Below are 20939 nucleotides of genomic sequence, written 5' to 3'. Positions count from 1 at the left end.
ATCAGAGCGGACCGCCGCCGAATCCGATCTCGTTCCCGTCCGGGTCCTTGTACGTGACCTTGCGTACGCCGTTGGCGTAGGTCTCGCGACTGCTGGGCTCCAGTCCCCGCCCGGCGATCCCGGCGACACGGGCGTCGAGATCGCCGACGAAGACGGTGTGCAGGGCGTGACCGGCCCGCCCGGGCCGGTGCTCGATGAACAGGTACCGGTGCTCCGCCAGCTCCCACACGGCCTCGGTGTCGTTCGGGAGGAACGCCGGCGGGGAACCGAGCAGTCGCTCGTACCAGTCCAGCGCGGACGCGTAGTCGTTCACCGGGATGCCTGCGAAGAGGTCGACGGCCATGACCCCATGGTAGGGCCGGCGGTGCCCCGCCTTATTCGTCGACGTCGAGTTCCAGGTGGGTGCGGGGGCCGTCCAGGGTGATGTAGCCCTCCCCGTAGGCGGACCTGTAGTGGCCGGTGCCACCGATGATGGCGGTCTTGGCGGTCACCGGCTTCGGCGGGCGGTAGGTGATCATGTCGCTGAGAGTCAGCGTCCCCTTCTTCAGGCGCAGTACGCGGGTGCACTGCGAGGTCACCTCACCATGGGAGACCTGGACCGCGCCGCACTCGGACTCGCCTTTACCGGCGTACTGGACCGTCCTCTTCCCTTTCGTCTTCTTCACCGTGTACAGCTTCTGGTGGGTCACCCACCGGTCACCGGCGGCGATGTGCTCGGGTGCCGTGTCCACGCTGACGCCGAACAGCTCGACCTTCTCGATGTTGTTGTCCTTGTCGGACTCCTCGGCCTGTGCGGCTGTCGTGGGAAGGAGGGCCAACGCGGTGGTGAGGGCGGCGACGACGGTGTGACGGACAGCTGAATTGATCATGGAATCTCCAGAGGGACGACCGGCCTGCTGTCGGGCGGGGGAGCGGGATCGACGTCAGTCGTCGACGTGGAGGTCGAAGTGGACCCGGTCGCCGTCCAGGGTGATGTAGCCCTCCCCCTCGGCGTCGTTGTAGATACCGGTGCCGCCCGCGATGGACGTCTTGGCGGTGATGGGCGAACGGTCCACACGGGTGATCACGTCGTGGAGCGTGATCTCCCCCTTCTTCAGACGCAGCACGCGCGTGCACTGGGTGGTCAACCGGTGCTCGGTCGCTTCGACGGCGCTGCACCGCGCACTCGCGTCGCCGACGAACTTCTTCTTCGGGGAGTACAGCTCCAGGTAGGTGGTCCAACTGTCACCGGCCTTGACGTGCCACGGCTTGGTGTCGACGGTGGTGACGCCGGTGAGCCTCACCCGCACGATGTCCTCGTCCCCGGTGTCCGCCAACGCCTGCGCGGACATCGACGGAAGAGCGAACACGGCGGTGAGGGCGGCGGCGGTCACGGCGCGACGGACAGGGGCAGTGGGCATGGATCCTCCCGGGGGCGGACGGCGGATGCCCCGGCCTCCGGGGCATGGATGAGCCATTCGATGCGCCCGGGATGTCGACGGGCAACGCGCCTCGCGGGCCCGGACCGCCCCTGCCACCCGGCCAGGTGAACGTGTTGTCCCTGAACTGGAGGAGGTCCACCCGCACCTCGACCGGGGGAGCGGTCAGTGTGCGGGCGGCGCGGACCTTGCGCGGCAGACTGCCGTAGGCCGCCTGGAACTGTGCCGGACCGACCCCGTGCCGGCCCTGGGCGATCCGCGTGTGCTCGCTGCCGAGCCGCTCCCCGATCAACCAGCCGTGGGCGGTACGGGCGTTCTGGGATGTCGTTGTGCCCACGGTGATCGAGTCGCCCACGAACTCGACCAGTTCGGCCGGCGCGGACGGGCGAAAGTCGTCGCGCCGCTGTGCAGGACCTCACGGGTCCGTCGTCGATCCGCGCCCAGAAGTCGATCGTGCCGCGCTGCTTCACCTAGGGGGTGTTTTGAAAGCCCCGCACAGCACCCACGGCGCCCGGCACGCCGAGGCCACGCACCGAACACCGCGGGCACCGCACTGGACTTTCAAAACACCCCCTAGGACCGTCCGGCCGGTGAAGCCGACAAGTGCCGAGCCGTGCTGATGACGGGAGCCGGCCGGTCGTGTCGACGTAACGGCCCGTCGAGGGGGAGAGACGGAGTCAGCGGCCCTTGCGTACCCGGGCCGCCGCTCGGGCTTCCGCGGTCTTGCGGGCCTCGGCGGCCTTGCGGGACTCCTTCGCGGGGCGGCCCGGACGGGTGCCGAGACCGCGGAAGGGCGCGTTGCCGCCGCCGGCCTTCGTCCCGGTCGGCGGACGCTTCGCTCCGGTGATGGAGGTCAACTGAGCCTCCCCGGAGCGCACCTGAGTGACCGTCGGGCGGACCCCGGCCTCGGACATCACCCGGTTCACATCGCGCCGCTGGTTGGGCGTGACCAGGGTGACCACCTTCCCGGACTCCCCGGCGCGCGCCGTACGCCCGCCACGGTGCAGGTAGTCCTTGGCGTCGGCGGGCGGGTCGACGTTGACGACGAGGTCGAGCGCGTCGATGTGAATGCCCCGCGCCGCGACATTCGTGGCCACCAGCACGGTGATCGCACCGTCCTTGAACTGGCCGAGCGTGTGCATGCGTTGAGGCTGTGACTTCCCGCTGTGCAGGGCCCCGGCCCGTACCCCGCTGGCCCGCAGATGACGGGTGAACTGGTCCACCCCGGCCTTGGTGTCCAGGAACATCAGCACCCGGCCGTCGCGCGCGGCGATCTCGGTCGCGGTCGCGTACTTGTCGGCGGCGTGGATGTTCAGGACGTGGTGTTCCATCGTGGTGACCGAGCCCGCGACCCGGTCGACCGAGGCGAGCACCGGGTCGTGCAGATAGGTCCGCACCAACTGGTCGACGTCACGGTCGAGGGTGGCGGAGAACAGCAGCCGCTGCCCGTCGGCGCGGACCTGGTCCAGGAGTTCCGAGACCTGCGGCAGGAACCCCAGGTCGCACATCTGGTCCGCCTCGTCCAGCACCGTGATCCGTACCTGATTCAGATGGCAGTCCCTGCGCGACACCAGGTCGGTCAGCCGCCCCGGCGTCGCGATGACCACCTCGGCGCCGGTCTTCAGCAGCGCCGACTGCTTGTTGATCGACAGCCCGCCGACCACCGTCGCCAGTCGCACCTTCAGTGTCTGCGCGTACGGCGCCAGCGCGTCGTTCACCTGCTGGGCGAGTTCCCGGGTCGGCACCAGGACCAGTCCGAGCGGCCGCTTCGACTCCGCCCGCAGACCCGCCGTCCGGACGAGCAGCGCCAGCCCGAAAGCCAGCGTCTTGCCGGAGCCGGTCCGCGCGCGGCCGAGGACGTCGCGGCCGGCCAGTGCGCCCGGCAGCGTCGCCGCCTGGATCGGGAAGGGCTCCGTCACCCCGAGGCCGGTCATCGTCGTCATCAGCTCCGGCGGCAGCCCGAGCGCGTCGAAGGACTCGGCCGGCGGCAGATCCGGGGACACCGTCTGCGGCGTCGAGACCTTGCCCTGCGGCGCTGTCACCCGCCGGGGCTCGTCGGCGGGGGAGAGTCCGGAGGCCGGCGGCTTCGCGTTCATGGGGAACCTTCCTGGTCTGACGCCCGGAACGCGCCGGGGCCCGTACCCCTTGGTACGGGCCCCGGCGGGGTCGAAGCGTGCCCCCATTTTACCAGCGGGCGCCCGCAGGCCCGACGGCTAGAAGGCGCCGTAGTTGACCTGCCAGGTCGGCAGGCCCATACGGCGCCACACGGCGACGACGCGGTCGCGGTCGTCGAGGGAGACCCGTACGGCGAAGCGGTGGCGCACATGCCGGTCGAAGAGCTCGGCCTTCACCACGTCGTCGCGGCGCCCGTCACCGGCTGCGCGCATCCACAGCTCGTCGTACGGGACGTCGTGCGCACGCAGCCACGACTCCGTCCGGTCGCGGTGCTCCTCACCGCGGCCGGACAGCAGGACGATGACATCGCCGTCGGCGCTCCGGAAGGAGCGCAGGGCCCCGCGCACCGACACGTTGAGCAGATCCTCCTCGCAGCGCGTGAAGTCGTACGCGCCCCGGTCGCCCCTCAGGGCGAGCGTGCCGTCGATGTCGCACATGACCGCGGAGGGCAGCGCCGGGTCGGCGGTGTACGGCTCGACGGAGGGCTCGTCGTTCAGCCACTCCGCGGTGAGCCGCCAGCCGCCGCTGCGGGACTTCGTGTGCTTGTCGGCGAGGAGCCGGATGATCTCCTCGCCGACCGGCCTCTCCCGCTCGGCGTCGCGCCGTACACACTCCTCCACCGGTACGTCGGTGAAGTCGTGCACGACGAAGGTGGCCTGCCCCGCCACCGCCGCCTTCAGCCGCTTCGGTATGTGCGGCGTCATGTGCGTGTTGTCCACCACGACGTCGAAACCGCCGTCGACGGCCGCCCGCACCGCCGCGTCCTGGATCGCCAGCACGGTCTGCTCATGCGCGTACGACCGGCGCTCGGGTGCCGGGATGTCGAGCATCGTCCGCAGATCGTCGAGGTTGACGCGACGCATCCGGCCCTCGGACTCCGCCTGTAGCTTGCGCGCGGCGGTCGTCTTCCCCGAGGCCGGAAGCCCCGTCATGACGTGTACCTCGGGCACGGTCAGTTCTCCTCGTCGGTCTTGAACGGGTCGGACGCCTCCGGCCGGGCGGAACGGTACGTCACGAGTTCGGTCGGGCGCCCGTCCAGGCGCAGGAACATGGCGGGGCGCACGGCCGCGTCGGGCAGCTCCTTCACCGCGCGGGCGAAGGCTCCCCGGTCACCGGCGAGAGGGGCGAGCGACCGGAACGCCTCGTCGATCGCCCGCTCACGGTCGGCCACCTGCTTCTCGATGCCCGCGACGACGCCGCGCACCCAGGCGTCGAACTCGTCGGGCACCTGCTCCAGCAGCGCGTCGAGGGGCCGGCCGGCGGACGCGTCGATGTCCTCGGCCGAGCAGCCCAGCGCCTGGGCCACCTGCTTGGCCGGCAGGCCCGCGAACCTCTGGATGCCGTGACCGCGCCAGATGTCCCGCTCGGTCACGCCGGTGAGCACCTTGTGCAGCCGGACGTACTCGGCGAACTTGGCCTTGGCCCGGACACCCGAGGCGAAGCGCAGCACGAACCCCTCCGCGTCGGTGCCCGTGGCCGGCCCGCCACCGGGCAGCCGGTTGGCCTCGGCCATGGCCAGCAACTCGGCGAGCGGCATCGCGGGCCAGACCGTGACGACCGACCCGATGCCACGCCAGCCGGCCGCGGCCTCCGCCAGGGGCACTTCGGTGCCGTCGTTGGCGAACGCGGCCAGCAGCACCACATCACGACGGTCGCCGTAGTCGACGACGATCCGGTTCTCCGGGTACAGGATCTCGGCGAGGTAGGTCACCCCGGGCACGAGGCCGGACGTGTCCTTCGCGTCGAGCAGACGCTGCGCCCAGGTGGCCTGGGTGCTGATGAACGAACCCTTGGACGCGACCCGCCACCGGCCGGCGTAGTGGAAGACCACGGCCAGGCTGCCGTCGACCTTGTCGTACACCTCGAACGGCTCGTCCGGGAGGCTCGGCGCATAGGGCTGACCGGCCTCGTGCTCACCGACGTTGAAGAACTTCGGCAGCGGAAGCGCGACGATCTCACCGGTGCTGTCGTCGGCCACGAGGCCGCGGCAGCGCGTGGTCACCCGGTTCCACACCCGCTCGTACTGGCATGTCCTCGTGTACGTGTAGATGGACAGCGGCAGTTCCGGATGCGGCTTGCGCGTGACGTGCCCCGCGTCGAGCGCCGCCGCCAACTCCTGCGGCGGCAGCAGCTCCTGAAGAGTCAGGTGGGCCTGGCTCATGTGTTCCTCCCCCTTGCCGGTCCCTGATTGTCAGGGGGGAGGAGGGCCGGTGACCACCGATTTTGTCGCCCGGCCGGTCACTCGTCACTCGCAGGTGATCTCGTCACGCGGGGTGTAGTGGGTGCGGAACGGTTCCCGCTTCACTTCCTCGCCGTTGTCGTAGAAGACCCGCTCCACGGTGACGTCGAAGCCCTCGAGCGGAGTCTGCGGCACGCACTCCTTCTCCTTGCTCACCTTCTTCGCCGGCTGCTTCACCTGGGTGCGAGGTCCCTTGACCGACCTGACCTCGTCGTACTTCTTGGTGCCGAGGAAAGTGATGGTCACGGAGGTGTCGGTCGACTCGGCCTGGATGTACAGGGCGTTGCCGGAGTCGTTGGTGAACCTCAGATCGAGGCTGCCCCAGGCGACGGTGGCCTCGCGGCCCTCCGGGTAGCGTTCGATGTAGAAGGAGTGGGCGCCGTACTCCACGGGCTTGACCCCGGCGAAGAACATCGCGTTGAACACGGTCGTGGCCACGGCGGAGACACCGCCTCCGGACGCCTTGGTGAACTGGTCGTCGAGGATGATGATGCCCTCGACGAAGCCGTTGGCCTCGGTGCGCTCGCCGACGGTCCGGTTGAAGCTCCATGTCTCGCCCGGCATGACGACGGAGCCGTTGATGAGGTCCGCGGCCCGGCCCACGTTCGTCGTGCGGTACGCGGCCGGTTCGAAGTTGACGGTGAAGGAGGACATCTTCTCCGTCAGCCCCAGCCGTGTGGCGTTCTCGCGGGTCACCTCCGGCTGGATCTGCCGGGTCACCACCTCGCCGGTGCGGTCGGAGCCCGACTTGGTGAGCAGCGGCAGCACGGCCTTGCTCAGCGCCTTGTCGGTGACTTCCACGCCGGGTCTGCCGTCCGCGGACACCACGGCTTTGTCGCCGTCGAGCCGGAGCCTGGCGTTCTCGGCCGGGCCGGTGACCTCTGCGAGCGTGCGGGCCACGGTGGGCGCGGCGCGTAGGCCCTTCCCGTCGAGCTTCGGCGTCAGCCGGCCCGTGTCGTCCGGCCGCATCGTCAGGTACCGGCTCAGAACGGCCTGATCGATCGTGAACCGTTTGCCGCCCGCCGTGAGCACGACAGGCGCCGAGACGGCCGGCCGCGCGAATTCCCGGACCGCCCGCCGCACCTCTGCCGCCGTGACCTTCGGTCCGGTCTCGCGGGCGGGCAGGGCCGTGACCCGGTCCGGTGTGCCGTTCAGGAACGAGGTACGCAGGATGCCGACCGCCGCCTCCACGTCCAGCGCGTACCCGCGGCGCGGGGCGACTTCCCTGACCTGACCGTCCGCGAAGGTGACCGTGCCGTCACGGACCGTCTGGTCGAGTGTCTTCGCCAGCTTCCCGAGGGCTGCGCGCGCCTTGTCCTCGTCGACGCGTACGACCGGCTCGATGTCACCGCCGGAGCGGAAGAACGCTCCGATCACACTGAACGGATCGGCTCCGGTGCGCGCCGCCCGGTCAACGGTCCGCCGAGCGTCGAAGGCGAGTCCGGCCTGGCGCGGGACGACCGTGCCCGTGCGGTCGCCGACCTTCACGGTCAGTTCCCGTGAGCCGGCCTCCGCCAGGGGTTTCTCCAGCTTCGAGGTGGCCTCCGCACGGCTCAGACCCCCGATGTCCACACCCCGCACGGTCGTACCGGCTTCGACCTCCCCGCCGGTCAGCAGCAGCCCGGCGACATACAGACCGCCGAGGCCGACGGTCAGGGCACCACCGGCGAGGGCGAGGGGCGGAACAGAACCTGTCCGCGTGGCGGAGGTTATTCGGAGGCGCATGGGTCTCCTGGACGATCGACAGAACGGTGCACCCGATGACACAACGCTGTGCGCGGTACAAGCAAGCGCATCAAACTATCCGCAATCGGGCGCCGACACGTATGTCCCAGGTCACGTGGGACGACATCGACCTTGGCGGGCACACCGCCGAGGTCGACGACGTCGACGGCGTGGCCCGCAAGAGGCGATGACGATGCCAGACCCCGAGCCGCCGCGCGGTAGACCGGGCTCACCTGCATTCCTCCCCCATGCCGGAAGGGTATTTCGGTCATACGATGACAAGCGGGCCGGTGCGCTCTCATGTGCGAGCCCGCGGACTGGATCCAGGCTGACGGGGGGATCCGAACAGACAGGGACCGACCCGGACAGGGCCGATGTACACAGGGAGCAGGACATGATCCATCCCGCCGACATCCGTGAGTGGCGCAACCACGACGTGGTCGATCCGAAGCAGCGCAAGATCGGCATGCTCGAGGCGATCTACGTGGACACGGCGACGGACGAACCGACCGTGGCCACCGTCCGGACCGGGCTGCCCACCCGCCAGAGGCTGGTCTTCGTCCCTCTCGACGAGGCGGTCCTCGGACCGGACTACGTCAAGGTCTCCTACGACAAGGGACAGGTGCGGAAAGCTCCCTCGATCGGAACGGACGACGTGCTGCCCGCCGAGCAGGAGGAAGAGATCTTCCGGCACTACGGCATGACGTACCGGCCGGGCGCGGGCGGCGAACGCCAGCTCGCCCGCCGCTGACCGCCCCCACGCGCCACAGCACGTGGCACCAAGACGGTCAGGGCAAGGAGGTGCGGGGGTGACGGCGCTCTTCCTGCTGCTCGTCCTGGTGGCCATGGTGCTGGGAATCATCGGCGTGGCGGCGGACGGACTGGGATATCTGCTGGCCATCGGCATCGTCCTCTTCGTGGCCGATGTGGCCTTCTTCGCGGCACGCGGGGCCCGGCGCGTCAGGCGGCGTCCCGTGCGGTGACCCGCCCTCTCGCAGCGGCCGTCTCTTGGAGAGCGCAACCTCTTCCCGGGTGTCGTGTGGGCGCATGGTCCTGATGCGTCTCACGGTGGGCCACTGCCATGGCGTCAAGGCCGTGCCGCCTGTTCAGCAGTCCAGGTGATCGTGCGAGTTCCGGTGTGGCGGTGGGGGAGATACGCGGTGACTCCCGTCGGCCCTCCGAGCAGCCCAAGGTGTTCCCCATGTCCCAGACCGCACCCGCGCCGGCAGCCGCCTCCTGTCGCAGAGCCCGGTCGACATCCGCCCGCAGGACACCGACTCCTCCGCGCTTCCTCCGCTGCGATTCCACCAGAGCCAGGCCTGATGGCGCCCGGCCCGACTGCGACCGGGACGACGAGGGCACGGTGAAGGCCGAGCCGCCGCTCGGGGAGGAGTGTCTGCTGAGCGTGGGCACCGACGTCTACCGACTGGTCGACGTGCACTGGCACACGCCGTCCGAGCACACCGTCGGCGGAGTGGCGTTCCCGAGGGAACAGCACATGAAGCGCTCGCCCACTACCGGGAAGTGTTCCCCAAGGGCAACGCCCGAGCGGTCCAGCCGCTCGGCGACCGGCGGATCGCCAGTGACCGCCATCGCTGGTGGTAGCGCCTGGGGGAGCACCGCCCGACACCGGGCTCGCCGCCGTCGACGTACCCGTCCACGTCCACCAGCCACGCAGCCGGGACCGTCGGGTGACGGATCCCTCACGGATCCCTTGCGCAAGGGAGTGGACCCACCGGCTCACCCGGGCTGATCGTGGGCGACATGGACGATCACTCCATCGCACCTGAAGATCCTGCCGGTTCCGTCGAATCCAGTGACGTGTCCGTGGGGGAGGAGGCCGAGGAAGTACGCCGTTTCTGGGGTGGGCTCGATCTTCCCGGGCTGGTCGACGTGCATACGCACTTCATGCCCGAGCGTGTCCTGCGGAAGGTCTGGGACTACTTCGACGCGCTCGGTCCGCTGACCGGTGGGATGGAGTGGCCGATCACCTACCGGCAGGAGGAGGCGGAACGGACGGCTCTGCTCCGGGAGTTCGGCGTACGGGCCTTCACCGCGATGCTCTACCCGCACAAACCGGGCATGGCCCGGTGGCTGAACGGCTGGGCGGCCGACTTCGCCCGCCGCACGCCCGACTGTCTGCACACCGCCACCCTCTACCCCGAGCCGGGCGTCGAGGCATACGTCCGGGAGGCCGTCGAGGCGGGCGCTCGCGTCTTCAAGGCGCATGTGCAGGTGGGGGCGTACGACCCGGCCGACGAACTCCTCCAGAGTGCGTGGGGGGTGCTGGCCGAGGCCGGGATCCCCGTGGTGATCCACTGCGGTTCCGGGCCCGCGCCCGGCAAGCACACCGGTCCCGAGCCGATCGCGCGGGTGCTGGCGCGACATCCCCGGTTGCGGCTGGTCGTCGCGCACATGGGGATGCCCGAGTACGAGGAGTTCCTCGAAATCGCCGAGCGGTACGGGGAGGTGTGGCTGGACACGACGATGGCGTTCACCGACTTCACCGAGGCGTTCATGCCGTTCCCCGGCCGGGCCCTGCCCCGGCTGGCCGACCTCGGCGACCGCGTCCTGCTCGGCACCGACTTCCCCAACATCCCCTATCCCTACGTGCACCAGCTTCACGCCCTGGAGCGGCTGGGTCTTGGAGAACAGTGGCTGCGGGCGGTGTGCCACGACAACGGGGCAGAGCTGTTCGGGCTGTGAGAGCCCGTTCGTGATTCCTGCCAGGCCAGGGCATGGGGGCGCGCCGCCGTGGGGGAACAGCAACTTCACAGGAATCGTGCTTCTTTTATTGACAGCGGAAAAGAAGTGCCCGTACGTTCCCGGCCATGCCCTCGACCCCGTTCTCGGAGGCGTTCCCGGCCCATACGCCGGCCGCCGCCCAGATCTTCACCATCGTGCTCTCCCACGGCCCGCTCGCCCGGGCGGAGATCGCACGGCGGGCCGCGCTGTCTCCCGCTGCGGTGACCAAGGCCGTCCGGCCACTGATCGAGACGGGATACCTGGTGGAAGACGTCGACGGCAAGCCCCGGCCGGGGCTCGGCCGCCCCGCCAACCCCGTGCGGGTCGACGGCGGTCGCGCGCTGTTCCTCGGGGTCAAGGTGACCGGCGACGAGATCATCGCCGTACTGACCGATCTTCGCTGCCGGATCAGGCTCGCCCGGCACACCCCGCTGGCCGACCGACGGCCAGCGGGCGTACTCGCCACCCTGAGCGGCCTGGTCCTCGAACTGCTCACCGAGGCCGAAGGGTTCGGGGTGGCGGTCAAGGGCGTGGGGATCGCCGTCTCCGGTGATGTGGACCGCGCCGAGGGCATGGTGCGGTACTCCCCGTTCCTCGAATGGCGGGACGTCCCGCTCGCGGACCTCGCCGCCATGACCGTCGGCCTGCCGGTCACCGTCGACAACGACGTCCGCGCGCTCACCGTCGCCGAGCAGTGGTTCGGCGCGGGCGTGGGCCTGTCCGACTTCGCCCTGGTGACGGTGGGCGCCGGCATCGGATGTGGTCTCGTCGTGGGCGGCCGGGTCGTCTCCGGCGCGCATGGTGTGGCCGGTGAGATCGGGCATCTCTCCCTCGACCCGGAGGGCCCGCGCTGTCACTGCGGCAACCGGGGCTGTGTGGAGGCCATCGCCTCCGAGTCGGCGATCGTGCGCGACGTACGGGCGGAGACCGGCGTCGCCGTGGCGGACGCGGCCGAGGCCCTGGAACTCGCGCACCGCGGCGATCCCGGAGCCCGGAAGGTCTACGCGCGTGCCGGCGCGGCCATCGGACGGGCCATCGGATCCGTGGTCAATCTGCTCGGGCCCGAGCGCGTGATCATCTCCGGCGAAGGGCTCGCCGCCTACGACCTGTTCGCCGAGCAGATCAGGGACGCCTTCGCCGCCTCCGCCTTCGGCGCCGCCGCGCGATGCGACCTCAGGACGCACCCGCTGCCCTTCGAGGAATGGGCACGTGGAGCGGCGGCCACCGCGATCCAGTCCTTCATCCGATCGGACACGCCCAAGGAGCAGGGATGACGCCGCAGAGCAGTGCCAGGCCGAGGCTCGATCTCCTGTCCAGAATGTCATGAGCGCGTCACCCACATGTCCTTCCACACCCCGGAGGTCGCCAGCCATGAGGTTCTCCCCCCACCGCACCGGCAGAGCTCTGCTCGCCCTCGCCCTGAGCGCGGGCCTCGCGGCGTTCGCCCCCGCCGCCCCGGCCACCGACACCACCCCGGCCGCGGACGCCGCCCCGGCGCCGGTGGCGGCCAAGCCGTACATGGGCTGGACGAGCTGGAGCATGCAGTCCTCCAAGTACCCGGGACTCAACCCCGACGGCGACTACAGCTATCTCACCGAGCGGAACGTCCTGAAGCAGGCCGATGCCCTCGCCACCAAGCTCAAGCCGTACGGCTACGAGTACGTCAACATCGACGCCGGCTGGTGGCGCGACATGGACTGGAAGCCCCGCTTCGACGCGTACGGCAGACAGGCCGCCGACCCCGGGCGCTTCCCCCGCGGCATGAAGGCCGTCGCCGACGACCTCCACGCCAAGGGACTGAAGGCCGGTATCTATCTGCCGGTCGGGCTGGAGAAGGAGGCGTACGGCGAGGGCAAGGTCCCCCTCTGGAACGCCGAGGGCTGCACGACCGCCGACATCGTCCACGGCGACCTGCGCACCACCAACGGCTGGGACAGCGCGTACAAGATCGACTTCTCCCGGCCCTGCGCCCAGAAGTACATCGACTCGCAGGCGCGGTTGTTCGCCGACTGGGGATATGACTTCCTCAAACTGGACGGAGTCGGTCCCGGATCGTTCAAGAGCGGTGAGAACTACGACAACGTCGCCGACGTCGCCGCATGGCAGAAGGCGATCGCCGCCACCGGACGGCCGATCCACCTCGAACTGTCCTGGTCCCTCGACATCGGCCATGTCGCCGACTGGAAGCGGTACTCGAACGGCTGGCGGATCGACACCGACGTCGAGTGCTACTGCAACACCCTGGTGACCTGGGAGAACTCCGTCGAGGACCGCTGGGACGACACCCCCGCCTGGACCCGCCACGCCGGACCCGGCGGCTGGAACGACCTGGACGCCCTCAACGTCGGCAACGGCGAGATGGACGGCCTCACCAAGGCCGAACGGCAGAGCTACGCCACTCTGTGGGCCATCGCCAAGTCGCCCCTCTACGCCGGTGACGACCTGACACGCCTCGACTCCTACGGGCTCTCCCTGCTCACCAACAAGGAGGTCATCGCGGTCAACCAGGGCGGCACCCCGCCCGCCCGGCCCCTCACCCCCTCCGACGACCAGCAGGTCTGGGCGGCGAAGAACCCCGACGGCAGCTTCGCCGTCGCCCTGTTCAACCTCGGGGACGCGCCCGCCTCCGTGACCGCCGACTGGTCCGCCCTCGGCTTCTCCGGCAAGGCCGGGGTCCGCGACCTCTGGAACCACGAGAACCTCGGCACGTACCGGGACAAGATCACACAGGCGCTGCCCGCACACGGCTCACGACTGTTCACCGTCACCCCGAAGGGGCCGGCCCTGGCGAAGACGGCCTACGAGGCGGAGGCGGGGAGCAACACCCTCAGCGGCAACGCCTCGGTCGCCGACTGCGGAGCCTGCTCCGGGGCCAGGAAGGTCGGCAACCTCTACCTCGGCGGAAAGCTCACCATGAACGGCATCAAGGTCACGAAGCCGGGTCGGTACGTCGTCGACATCGCCTACGTCAGCGGTGACGCGCGGTCCGTGCGTATCTCCGCCAACGGTGGCGGTGCCACCAGTCACAAGCTCGCCTCCACGGGCGACTGGGGGACCGTCGAGACGGTCGGCGTGCCGCTCGACCTGAAGGCCGGCACCAACACCATCACCTTCGACAGCGGTGACGGCTACGCCCCGGACATCGACCGGATCGACGTACCGGACCTGTCCTGACGGCCCACTCTCAAGGGAGCGCATCCTTGGACACCCCACGCACCGATTCGCCGGAACCCCTCCCCAACAGACGCGGCCTCCTCTCCCTCGCCGCCGCCACCGGAGCTCTCGCCGCCCTCGGCGGGGTGCCCACCTTCACGGCCTCCGCCGCACCCGCGAGACCTGCCGACTCCCCGATGCTCGCAGCGGGCGAGGGCACCACCACCGAACTGTGGTGGCAGGCGCCGGCCGACGACGGCTCGATGATCACCCAGGGCCTACCGATCGGCAACGGCCGTCTCGGGGCGCTCGTGAGCAACGACCCCGGCCGGGAGCGCCTCTTCCTCACCGACGCCACCATGTGGACCGGAGGGCTCAACGCCACCCTGGACGACGACGGCCAGTTCGCCTACGCCCGCGAGAACTTCGGGTCGTTCACCCTGCTGGCCAAGCTGACCGTCGACATCCCTGACCACGACCTCTCGGCCGTCTCCGGCTACCGGCGCGCCCTCGACCTCCACCAGGGCCTGGTCACCGCCTCCTACGTGCGCTTCGGCGTGACATACCGGCGCAAAATCTTCGCCAGCGCCCCCGACGACGTCCTCGTCCTGCACTTCACCCAGGACGGCGGCGGGTGCTACACCGGCAGCATCAGCCTGGACGGTACCCACGGCGAGACCACCACGGGCGCACCCGGGGGCCGGTACGCGTCCTTCGGCGCCCAGTTCCCCAACCGACTGCGGTACGGGGCCGCCGTCACCGCCTACGGCAGCGGGGGAGCCGTGGCCGTCGACGGGGCACGGATCTCCTTCCGGAACTGCGAGAGCCTGACCGTGATCGTCGCCGGCGGCACCGACTACGCGCCCGACGCCGCCCACGGGTACCGCAACCCGTCACTCGACCCGCGGAGGCTCTCCCGTACAAAGGTCCTCGACGCCGCCGAACACTCCGCCACCACCCTGCTGCACACCCATGTCGCCGACCACCGCAAGCTGTTCGAGCGCATGGACGTCTCGCTCGGCACCTCCACCGCGCTCCAACGCGGCATGGACACCTGGGAACGGATCAGGGCCCGCCACACCGATGGCACGCCCGATCCCGAACTCGAGGCCGCCTACCTCCAGTTCGGGCGCTACCTCATGATCGCCGGGTCACGCGGCAGTCTGCCGCTGAACCTCCAGGGCCTGTGGCTCGACGGCAACGACCCGGACTGGATGGGCGACTACCACACCGACATCAACATCCAGATGAACTACTGGATGGCTGACCGAGCCGCCCTGTCCGACTGCTTCGACGCCTTCACCGACTACTGCCTGGCCCAACTTCCTTCGTGGACCGAACTCACCCGCACCCACTTCAACGACCCCCGCAACCGCTACCGCAACTCCACCGGGAAGATCGCGGGCTGGACCGTCGCCATCTCCACCAACATCCACGGCGGCATGGGCTGGTGGTGGCACCCCGCCGGCAACGCCTGGCTGTGCAACTCCCTGTACGAGCACTACGAGTTCACCGAGGACCGCGCCCATCTCGCCCGCATCTACCCGATGCTGAAAGGCGCCTGTGAGTTCTGGGAGGCGCGCCTGCTGACCACGACGGTCACCGATCCGGCCACGGGGGAGAAACGGGACGTCCTCGTCGCCGACAGCGACTGGTCGCCCGAGCATGGTCCGCTCGACGCCAAGGGCATCACCTACGCCCAGGAACTCGTGTGGGCCCTGTTCGACAACTACCGCAGGGCGTCAGAGGTGTTGGGCAAGGACACCGCGTACGCCCGGACGGTCGTCGGCCTGCAGAAGAGGCTCCACCTGCCGCACGTGAGCCCGAAGACGGGCTGGCTGGAGGAGTGGATGTCCCCGGACAACCTCGGAGAGACCACTCACCGGCATCTGTCCCCCCTCGTCCAGCTGTTCCCCGGTGACCGGATCCGCCCGGACGGCTCGACACCTCAGGAGATCGTCGAGGGCGCGGCCGCGCTGCTCACCGCGCGCGGCATGGAGAGCTTCGGCTGGGCGAACGCCTGGCGCAGCCTGTGCTGGGCCCGCCTGAAGGACGCGGAGAAGGCCTACCAGCTTGTCGTGAACAACCTGCGACCCTCCACCGGTGGCGGCAACGGCACCGCGCCCAACCTGTTCGACATCTACGAGGTCGAGCGAGGCCGTGGCATCTTCCAGATCGACGGCAACTTCGGCACGCCCGCCGCCATCATCGAGATGCTGGTGTACTCGCGTCCCGGCCATGTCGAGCTGCTGCCCGCGCTGCCCGACGCATGGGCCGCGTCCGGATCGATTACGGGCGTGGGCGTACGCGGGGGCTTCACCGTGGACCTGAGCTGGAAGAACGGCAGGCCGACCGAGGTGACGGTGACGAGCGTCGGCGGTCGCACGACCACGGTCGCGTACGGGGAGAGGTCACGAAAGCTCACCTTGGCTCCCGGCCGGTCCGTGACCGTGCGCGACTTGGGGCGGTGAAGCGGTGCGTCAGCACACTCCCCGCCGCTCCGGCATGCTGTGGGCCCCGCACCGGCTCGCCGTACCGATCGTCGCGCTGGTCACCGCCGCACAGATGTTCACCGCCCCGGCGACGGCGGCCTCTGCCGAGAACGCCGCGACTGCCGCGACGCACGAGATCGTCACCTGGGGTGCGAGCGCCGACCGCATGGGCGAGGCCGCCTCGAACCGCAGCCACCGGCTGATCGTACGGACCAGCGCCGGCGGAACCGACCCGCGTATCCGCTTGTCCAACGCCTTCGGCGACCGGCCCCTGACCTTCGGCCAGGTCTACGCGGGCGTACAGAAGGAGGGCGCCGCCCTGGTCCGGGGCAGCAACCGCCGTATGACGTTCGGCGGCGAGCGGTCCGTCACCGTACCCGCCGGTGAGACCGTGCTCAGCGATCCACTGCCCGGACGGCTGCGGGCCGCGACCTCGCTGGTGGTCAGCCTGTACGTGGCCGAGGCCGGCGGCCCGGCGACCGGTCACGGCATGGCCATGCAGACCTCCTACACCACCGAGGGCGACCACACGGCGGAGGAGAACCCGGACAACTGGACCGGAACCGCCGGCTCCTGGTTCTACCTCGACGCCGTCACCGTACGGACCCGCTCGGACATCGGCGCGCTCGTCGCCCTCGGTGACTCCATCACCGACGGCTGGCAGTCCACCCCCGACAAGAACCGCCGCTGGCCCGACTATCTGACCCGCCGCTTGCAGGCCGACCCCGACACCCACATCAAGGGAGTGGCCAACGAGGGAATCTCCGGCAACAAGGTCCTCGCCGACGGAGCCGGGCAGAGCGCCCTGAACAGACTGCACCGGGACGTGCTCTCCCACCCCGGCGTACGCACGGTCCTCCTCTTCGAAGGCGTGAACGACATCAAGGCCCACACCGGTGTCACGGCCGAGGACCTGATCGCCGGCTACCGGCGGATCATCGACCGTGCGCACGCGGCCGGCGTCTGTGTCGTCGGCGCCACGGTCGGGCCGTTCAAGGGCTGGTACGAGTGGGACGCACCGGCCGAGGCCGTACGGCAGGAGGTCAACGCATTCATCCGCACCACCGGCGAGTTCGACGCCGTGGCGGACTTCGACCGCGTCCTGCGCAGCCCGTACGACCACGAGCGGATCCTGCCGTTCTTCGACAACGGCGATCACCTGCACCCCAACGACACCGGTATGCAGGCGATGGCCGACGCGGTACGGATCGCGGACCTCTCCTGCGACCGCCAAGCCGTCCGAACCCGATGAGCGGGTCCGGACGTCACTCGTCGATGCCCGTCGATGTCATCCGGCCATGCCGCCGGCGAACGGCATGGTCTGCCACTGGTCCACGGCGGGCTTCAAGTAGTCCAGCAGCGGAGGCAGTTGCTGTACGAGCGAGAGGGAGGCGATGGCTCGTAGCATCCCCACGGCGTTCACGAAGTTCAGGACATCCTGGTTCAGGGGCCTCATGCCGTTGCGCCGCGCACCGCCGTTGTAGGCGGATTCCAGGGTGGGTCCGAGAGCGGCCAGGTCCCACTCGACGGGGCCCAGTGTGACCAGCTCGAAGTCGGCGTAGAGGTCCCCGGCCACCCCGGAGAAGATGTTCGCGGGCGGGGAGTCGCCGTGAATGGGCTGGAGGTCGATCCCCGGGAACCTCCTCTCGAACGCCGTGCGTGAGCGGACGAGGGGTTCCAGGGCCTGCCACTCGCGACGCGCGCGGTCCAGATCGGCGGGGCCGAGGAGATCGGGGTGCTGTTCCAGCAGAGCGAGGCTGTCCACGACGAACTGAGGCTCGGCCGAGGACAGAAAGGACAGCCGGCCGGGGTAGGCGCGCATCGCGGCGTGCAGGTCGGCGGTGATGTCGGAGTTCGCCGCGTAGTCGGGCTCCTTGTCCCGGTCCTCCTCGACGAACTGCCAGAAGGTCATGGAGAACCCGTCGCGCTGAACCGGCTCCGGTGGCACGAGCGGGCTGGGCGGGATCACGGGAGTTCCCTGGTCCGCGAGCCACCGTGTCACGTCGAGTTCAGCCCGCTGTCGGCGCGTCAGGGCGGCGACGTCCGTGTGGCGCGGCAGGACGGTGGGAATCCGGGCCACGACCGGCGAGGGCGCGAGGTGGACCACGACGGAGAACAGGTCGTGGAGCACCTCGGCCTCGGTCACGGTGAGCCCGAGATCGCGCCCGGCTCCGACAGCCGCGTCGACTGCGGCGGAGGTGCGGTGGGCCCTGTGGTGGGGTGTCGCGAACTCAGTCACGGATCGATCGTCGCACGAGACCCGACCCGTGCCGGGCGCGTCGTGGCCAGGAACCTACTCACCTTCTGTTCACACTGATGAACATTGCCCACATGGGTGTACAGCGTCGAGGTCTCCGTGTAACGCTCGGTCAACTCCTATCTCCTGCGGCTCAGTTGGAGGCGTGGACATGAGTGTTTCCCGACGCAGTGTGCTGACTACGGCTGCCGGTGCCGCCGTGGTGTGCGCTTCCTCGACACCGGCGGCATCGGCGGCTCCGGCGGTGGGTGCGGTCGACGACGGCCGGATTCCGGCACCCGCCCTGCGCACGCTCCGTGCGGCCGCCGACTACGCCGTCGAGAAGATCCACACCGTCGCGCCCGGCGTGACCGCCTTCCCGGTCGGGACGAAGTTCGAGAAATGGGTCTACTCGCAGAACGGCGGCTGGGTCGGCGGGTTCTGGCCGGGAACGCTGTGGATGGCGTGGCTGCACACCGAGGACGACGCCTTTCGCTCGTGGGCGCTGGCGTCGGCGGAGAAACTGGCCCCTCGCCAGTACGACACGGGCACACACGACCTCGGCTTCCTCTTCTACCCGTCGTGGGTCACCGCCTGGCGGCTGACGGGCGACGACGCCTGGCGGGCGGGCGCCGTACGGGCCGCCGACTCCCTGATCCAGCGGTACAACCCGCGCGGGCGCTTCATCCGCGCGTGGGGCGCACTGACCGATCCGACCAACGCGGGCCGGGTCATCATCGACACGATGATGAATCTCGACCTGCTCGCCTTCGCTAGCCGGCAGACCGGCGACCCGAAGTACCTGGACATCGCCGTGGAGCACACGAAGACCACCCAGCGGGTCTTCCCGCGCCCGGACGGATCGACCCCGCACGTGTTCGACTTCGACCCGGACAGCGGCGCGTCGATCGGCCCGAACACCGTACAGGGCTACAGCCCCACGTCGTGCTGGTCGCGAGGGCAGGCGTGGGGACTGTACGGATTCACCACGATGTACCGGCGGACCGGGAACGCCGAGTTCCTGGCCACGGCACGCAGACTCGCGGACTTCGCGGTGCGGTCCCTGACCCTGGACCACGTTCCGGTGTGGGACTACCGTGCGCCGCAGCAGCCCCACGACATCAAGGACGCGTCGGCCGGCGCGATCACGGCCTGCGGACTCCTCGACCTGTCCGAGGCCACCGGCAGGCGCTCGTACCGTGAGGTGGCGCTACGCCTGCTCACCGCGCTGGCGGAGACCTGCCTGACGAGGAACTCCGCCCGCGCGGAGGCGGTCGTGGCCCGCTGCACGCGCCACCGGCCGAACGAGGACGGAATCGAGATCTCCCTCCCGTACGCCGACTACTACCTGCTCGAAGGCATCCTGCGCGTGCTGCGGCCACGGGAGGTCGACCGGGCGATCGACCTGTCCACGGTCTGACGGCCACCGCGGGACGCCCTCGGAGCAGGGCAGTTGACGGCGCGGATCAGCCCGCGATGGAGTCCAGCTGTTCCGCCGCCGGACGCAGCACCCACAGGTCACCGCCCGGCGGCTCCTCCAGCGACGGAACCGCCCTTCGTGCCCGTGCGTCACCGGCGTCGGCGGCCGCGTGGACGACGTCGGTCGCCGCGTACCGATGGAACGCGAGTTCCGGATGCGGCCAGGCGGCGGATGCCGTCGCGGCGGGCAACAAGTAGTCCACCGCCTTGAACAGGCTCTGCCCGTCCGGACCCCGGTACGCCCACAGGTTCACGCCGACGTGCCGGCCGATGGCCGCGAGCCGGGTGTGGGCGACCAGGGCGAAGGTCGAGTAGTGCCAACTCCTGGTCCGCGTCAGCTCCTGCGGCTGGCTGCCGTCGGACGCGATCTGCGGCGCGATGCGCGTGCCCCGGGCGTTCAGGACCGTGCGACGGGCCAGCTCCTTGTCGCCGGTCGCGTAGGCGAGTGCCGCGAGCTGCATGTCGTGGAAGGTGCCGTGGTTGTTGGTCGCGCTGCCCTCCTCCTTGCCGAAGTCGCTGTTCTTGAGCCAGTCGAGGAAGTCGGTGTTCCACCGCGCCATGCCGGCGCGGTCCTTCCTCGTCCAGCCCGGGGCGCCGGTGTCCAGCAGGGCCAGCGCGTCGAGGACGCTGGTGAAGGACTGCGAGAAGTCGATGATGCCGATGGCGCGACCGTCGTACTTGCAGGGGATGAACTGCGCGTGGTTCAGGTTCGGGTTCATCCTGGTGGCCGGATCGAGGAACCAGGTGCGCAGGACCTGCCCGGCCTTTACGGCGTACCGCTTCTCGCCGGTGTAGTACCAGGCGAGGGAGAGGTCGTACGCGGCGTCGAAGGTCTTCTCGACGTCCCTTCGGTCGGTGCCGGAGTCGACCTCGGGGTTGCGCTCGCCGTCGCGTTGGACGTACGGGCAGCCCCAGGGATTGTCGGCGGTCGGGGGCCGGGAGGGCCACCAGTACGGGGCCTGGCTGAGGTAGTCGTGGAGGTCGCCGCCGGGCGCGGGCCTCGGCTTGTCGACGACCGTCCAGGGGCCCTGGTCCAGCCATGTGTCGGCGCGGTTCGTCAACGCCCTCACCGCTCGCCGCAGTTGTCGGTCGCCGCGATCCAGGCGGAGCTTGGTCTGGTGCAGACGGGTGCCGTCCATGACGACGGTGCGCGGGACTTCGGGCGGGGCATGCGCCGTCACCCGCGCCGAGGCGGCGGGGACGGCGCCGACGGCCAACGCGGCGAGGGCCACCAGAAGGACACCCAGACGTGCTGATGCGCTCATCGATCCACTCCG

At 69.9% G+C, this 20939-nt stretch carries 17 protein-coding genes; 8 read left to right on the top strand and 9 right to left on the bottom strand.

Translation table 11 applies throughout. The features are described from left to right. Position 1: 1 nt before the first annotated feature. The 7 genes from JIX56_RS01960 to JIX56_RS01930 all read right to left on the bottom strand — a co-directional run bounded on the left by JIX56_RS01960 (position 2) and on the right by JIX56_RS01930 (position 7557). Entirely contained in the window at positions 2-343 is a 342-nt protein-coding gene (locus JIX56_RS01960; RefSeq protein ID WP_257537001.1) for a VOC family protein, read from the bottom strand. A gap of 31 nt (positions 344-374) precedes the next feature. Next, positions 375-869, bottom strand: coding sequence for a hypothetical protein (locus tag JIX56_RS01955; protein WP_257537000.1), 495 nt, complete (start codon positions 867-869; stop codon positions 375-377). Positions 870-923: 54 nt separating this feature from the next. Then, positions 924-1400, bottom strand: coding sequence for a hypothetical protein (locus JIX56_RS01950; protein WP_257536999.1), 477 nt, complete (start codon positions 1398-1400; stop codon positions 924-926). A 695-nt stretch (positions 1401-2095) separates the two neighbouring features. After that, a complete protein-coding gene (locus JIX56_RS01945) occupies positions 2096-3514 on the bottom strand; it encodes a DEAD/DEAH box helicase (protein ID WP_257536997.1) in 1419 nt (472 codons plus the stop codon). A gap of 117 nt (positions 3515-3631) precedes the next feature. After that, a complete protein-coding gene (locus JIX56_RS01940; protein WP_257536996.1) occupies positions 3632-4543 on the bottom strand; it encodes a phosphatase domain-containing protein in 912 nt (303 codons plus the stop codon). Between the two features lie 2 nt (positions 4544-4545). Continuing rightward, on the bottom strand, positions 4546-5754 hold the full coding sequence (locus JIX56_RS01935) for a T4 RnlA family RNA ligase (RefSeq protein WP_257536995.1): 1209 nt from the start codon (positions 5752-5754) through the stop codon (positions 4546-4548). An 84-nt stretch (positions 5755-5838) separates the two neighbouring features. Continuing rightward, a complete protein-coding gene (locus tag JIX56_RS01930; protein ID WP_257536994.1) occupies positions 5839-7557 on the bottom strand; it encodes a VanW family protein in 1719 nt (572 codons plus the stop codon). 394 nt (positions 7558-7951) lie between these two features. Between JIX56_RS01930 and JIX56_RS01925 the strand changes: the two genes are divergently transcribed. The 7 genes from JIX56_RS01925 (at position 7952) to JIX56_RS01895 (ending at position 17199) form a co-directional block, all read left to right on the top strand. After that, positions 7952-8308 carry a PRC-barrel domain-containing protein gene (locus JIX56_RS01925; protein WP_257536993.1) on the top strand — a complete coding sequence of 119 codons (357 nt, stop codon included), beginning with the start codon at positions 7952-7954 and terminating at the stop codon, positions 8306-8308. A gap of 58 nt (positions 8309-8366) precedes the next feature. After that, on the top strand, positions 8367-8540 hold the full coding sequence (locus JIX56_RS01920) for a hypothetical protein (RefSeq protein WP_257536992.1): 174 nt from the start codon (positions 8367-8369) through the stop codon (positions 8538-8540). A gap of 781 nt (positions 8541-9321) precedes the next feature. Next, complete coding sequence (locus JIX56_RS01915; protein ID WP_257536991.1) at positions 9322-10263, top strand: amidohydrolase family protein; 942 nt, start codon at positions 9322-9324, stop codon at positions 10261-10263. 125 nt (positions 10264-10388) lie between these two features. Next, entirely contained in the window at positions 10389-11576 is a 1188-nt protein-coding gene (locus JIX56_RS01910) for an ROK family protein (RefSeq protein WP_257536990.1), read from the top strand. A gap of 97 nt (positions 11577-11673) precedes the next feature. Continuing rightward, positions 11674-13476, top strand: coding sequence for an alpha-galactosidase D (locus JIX56_RS01905; protein WP_257536989.1), 1803 nt, complete (start codon positions 11674-11676; stop codon positions 13474-13476). 26 nt (positions 13477-13502) lie between these two features. Next, positions 13503-15926, top strand: a complete 2424-nt coding sequence (locus JIX56_RS01900; protein ID WP_257536988.1) for a glycoside hydrolase family 95 protein — start codon at positions 13503-13505, stop codon at positions 15924-15926. A 34-nt stretch (positions 15927-15960) separates the two neighbouring features. Further along, a complete protein-coding gene (locus JIX56_RS01895; protein WP_443032018.1) occupies positions 15961-17199 on the top strand; it encodes an SGNH/GDSL hydrolase family protein in 1239 nt (412 codons plus the stop codon). A gap of 36 nt (positions 17200-17235) precedes the next feature. Here the strand turns inward: JIX56_RS01895 and JIX56_RS01890 are convergent, their stop codons facing one another. Continuing rightward, positions 17236-18186, bottom strand: a complete 951-nt coding sequence (locus JIX56_RS01890; protein ID WP_257536987.1) for a phosphotransferase family protein — start codon at positions 18184-18186, stop codon at positions 17236-17238. A gap of 169 nt (positions 18187-18355) precedes the next feature. Here JIX56_RS01890 and JIX56_RS01885 point away from each other — a divergent pair, with 169 nt between their 5' ends. Further along, complete coding sequence (locus JIX56_RS01885) at positions 18356-19603, top strand: glycoside hydrolase family 88 protein (protein ID WP_257536986.1); 1248 nt, start codon at positions 18356-18358, stop codon at positions 19601-19603. Between the two features lie 46 nt (positions 19604-19649). Here the strand turns inward: JIX56_RS01885 and JIX56_RS01880 are convergent, their stop codons facing one another. After that, the gene (locus JIX56_RS01880; protein ID WP_257536985.1) at positions 19650-20927 is read right to left on the bottom strand and encodes an alginate lyase family protein; all 1278 of its coding nucleotides are present in this window, start codon (positions 20925-20927) and stop codon (positions 19650-19652) included. Between the last annotated feature and the right edge of the window lie 12 nt (positions 20928-20939).

The organism is Streptomyces sp. CA-210063 (assembly GCF_024612015.1).
Classification (GTDB): domain Bacteria; phylum Actinomycetota; class Actinomycetes; order Streptomycetales; family Streptomycetaceae; genus Streptomyces.
This window is presented reverse-complemented; position numbering and strand designations above follow the sequence as displayed.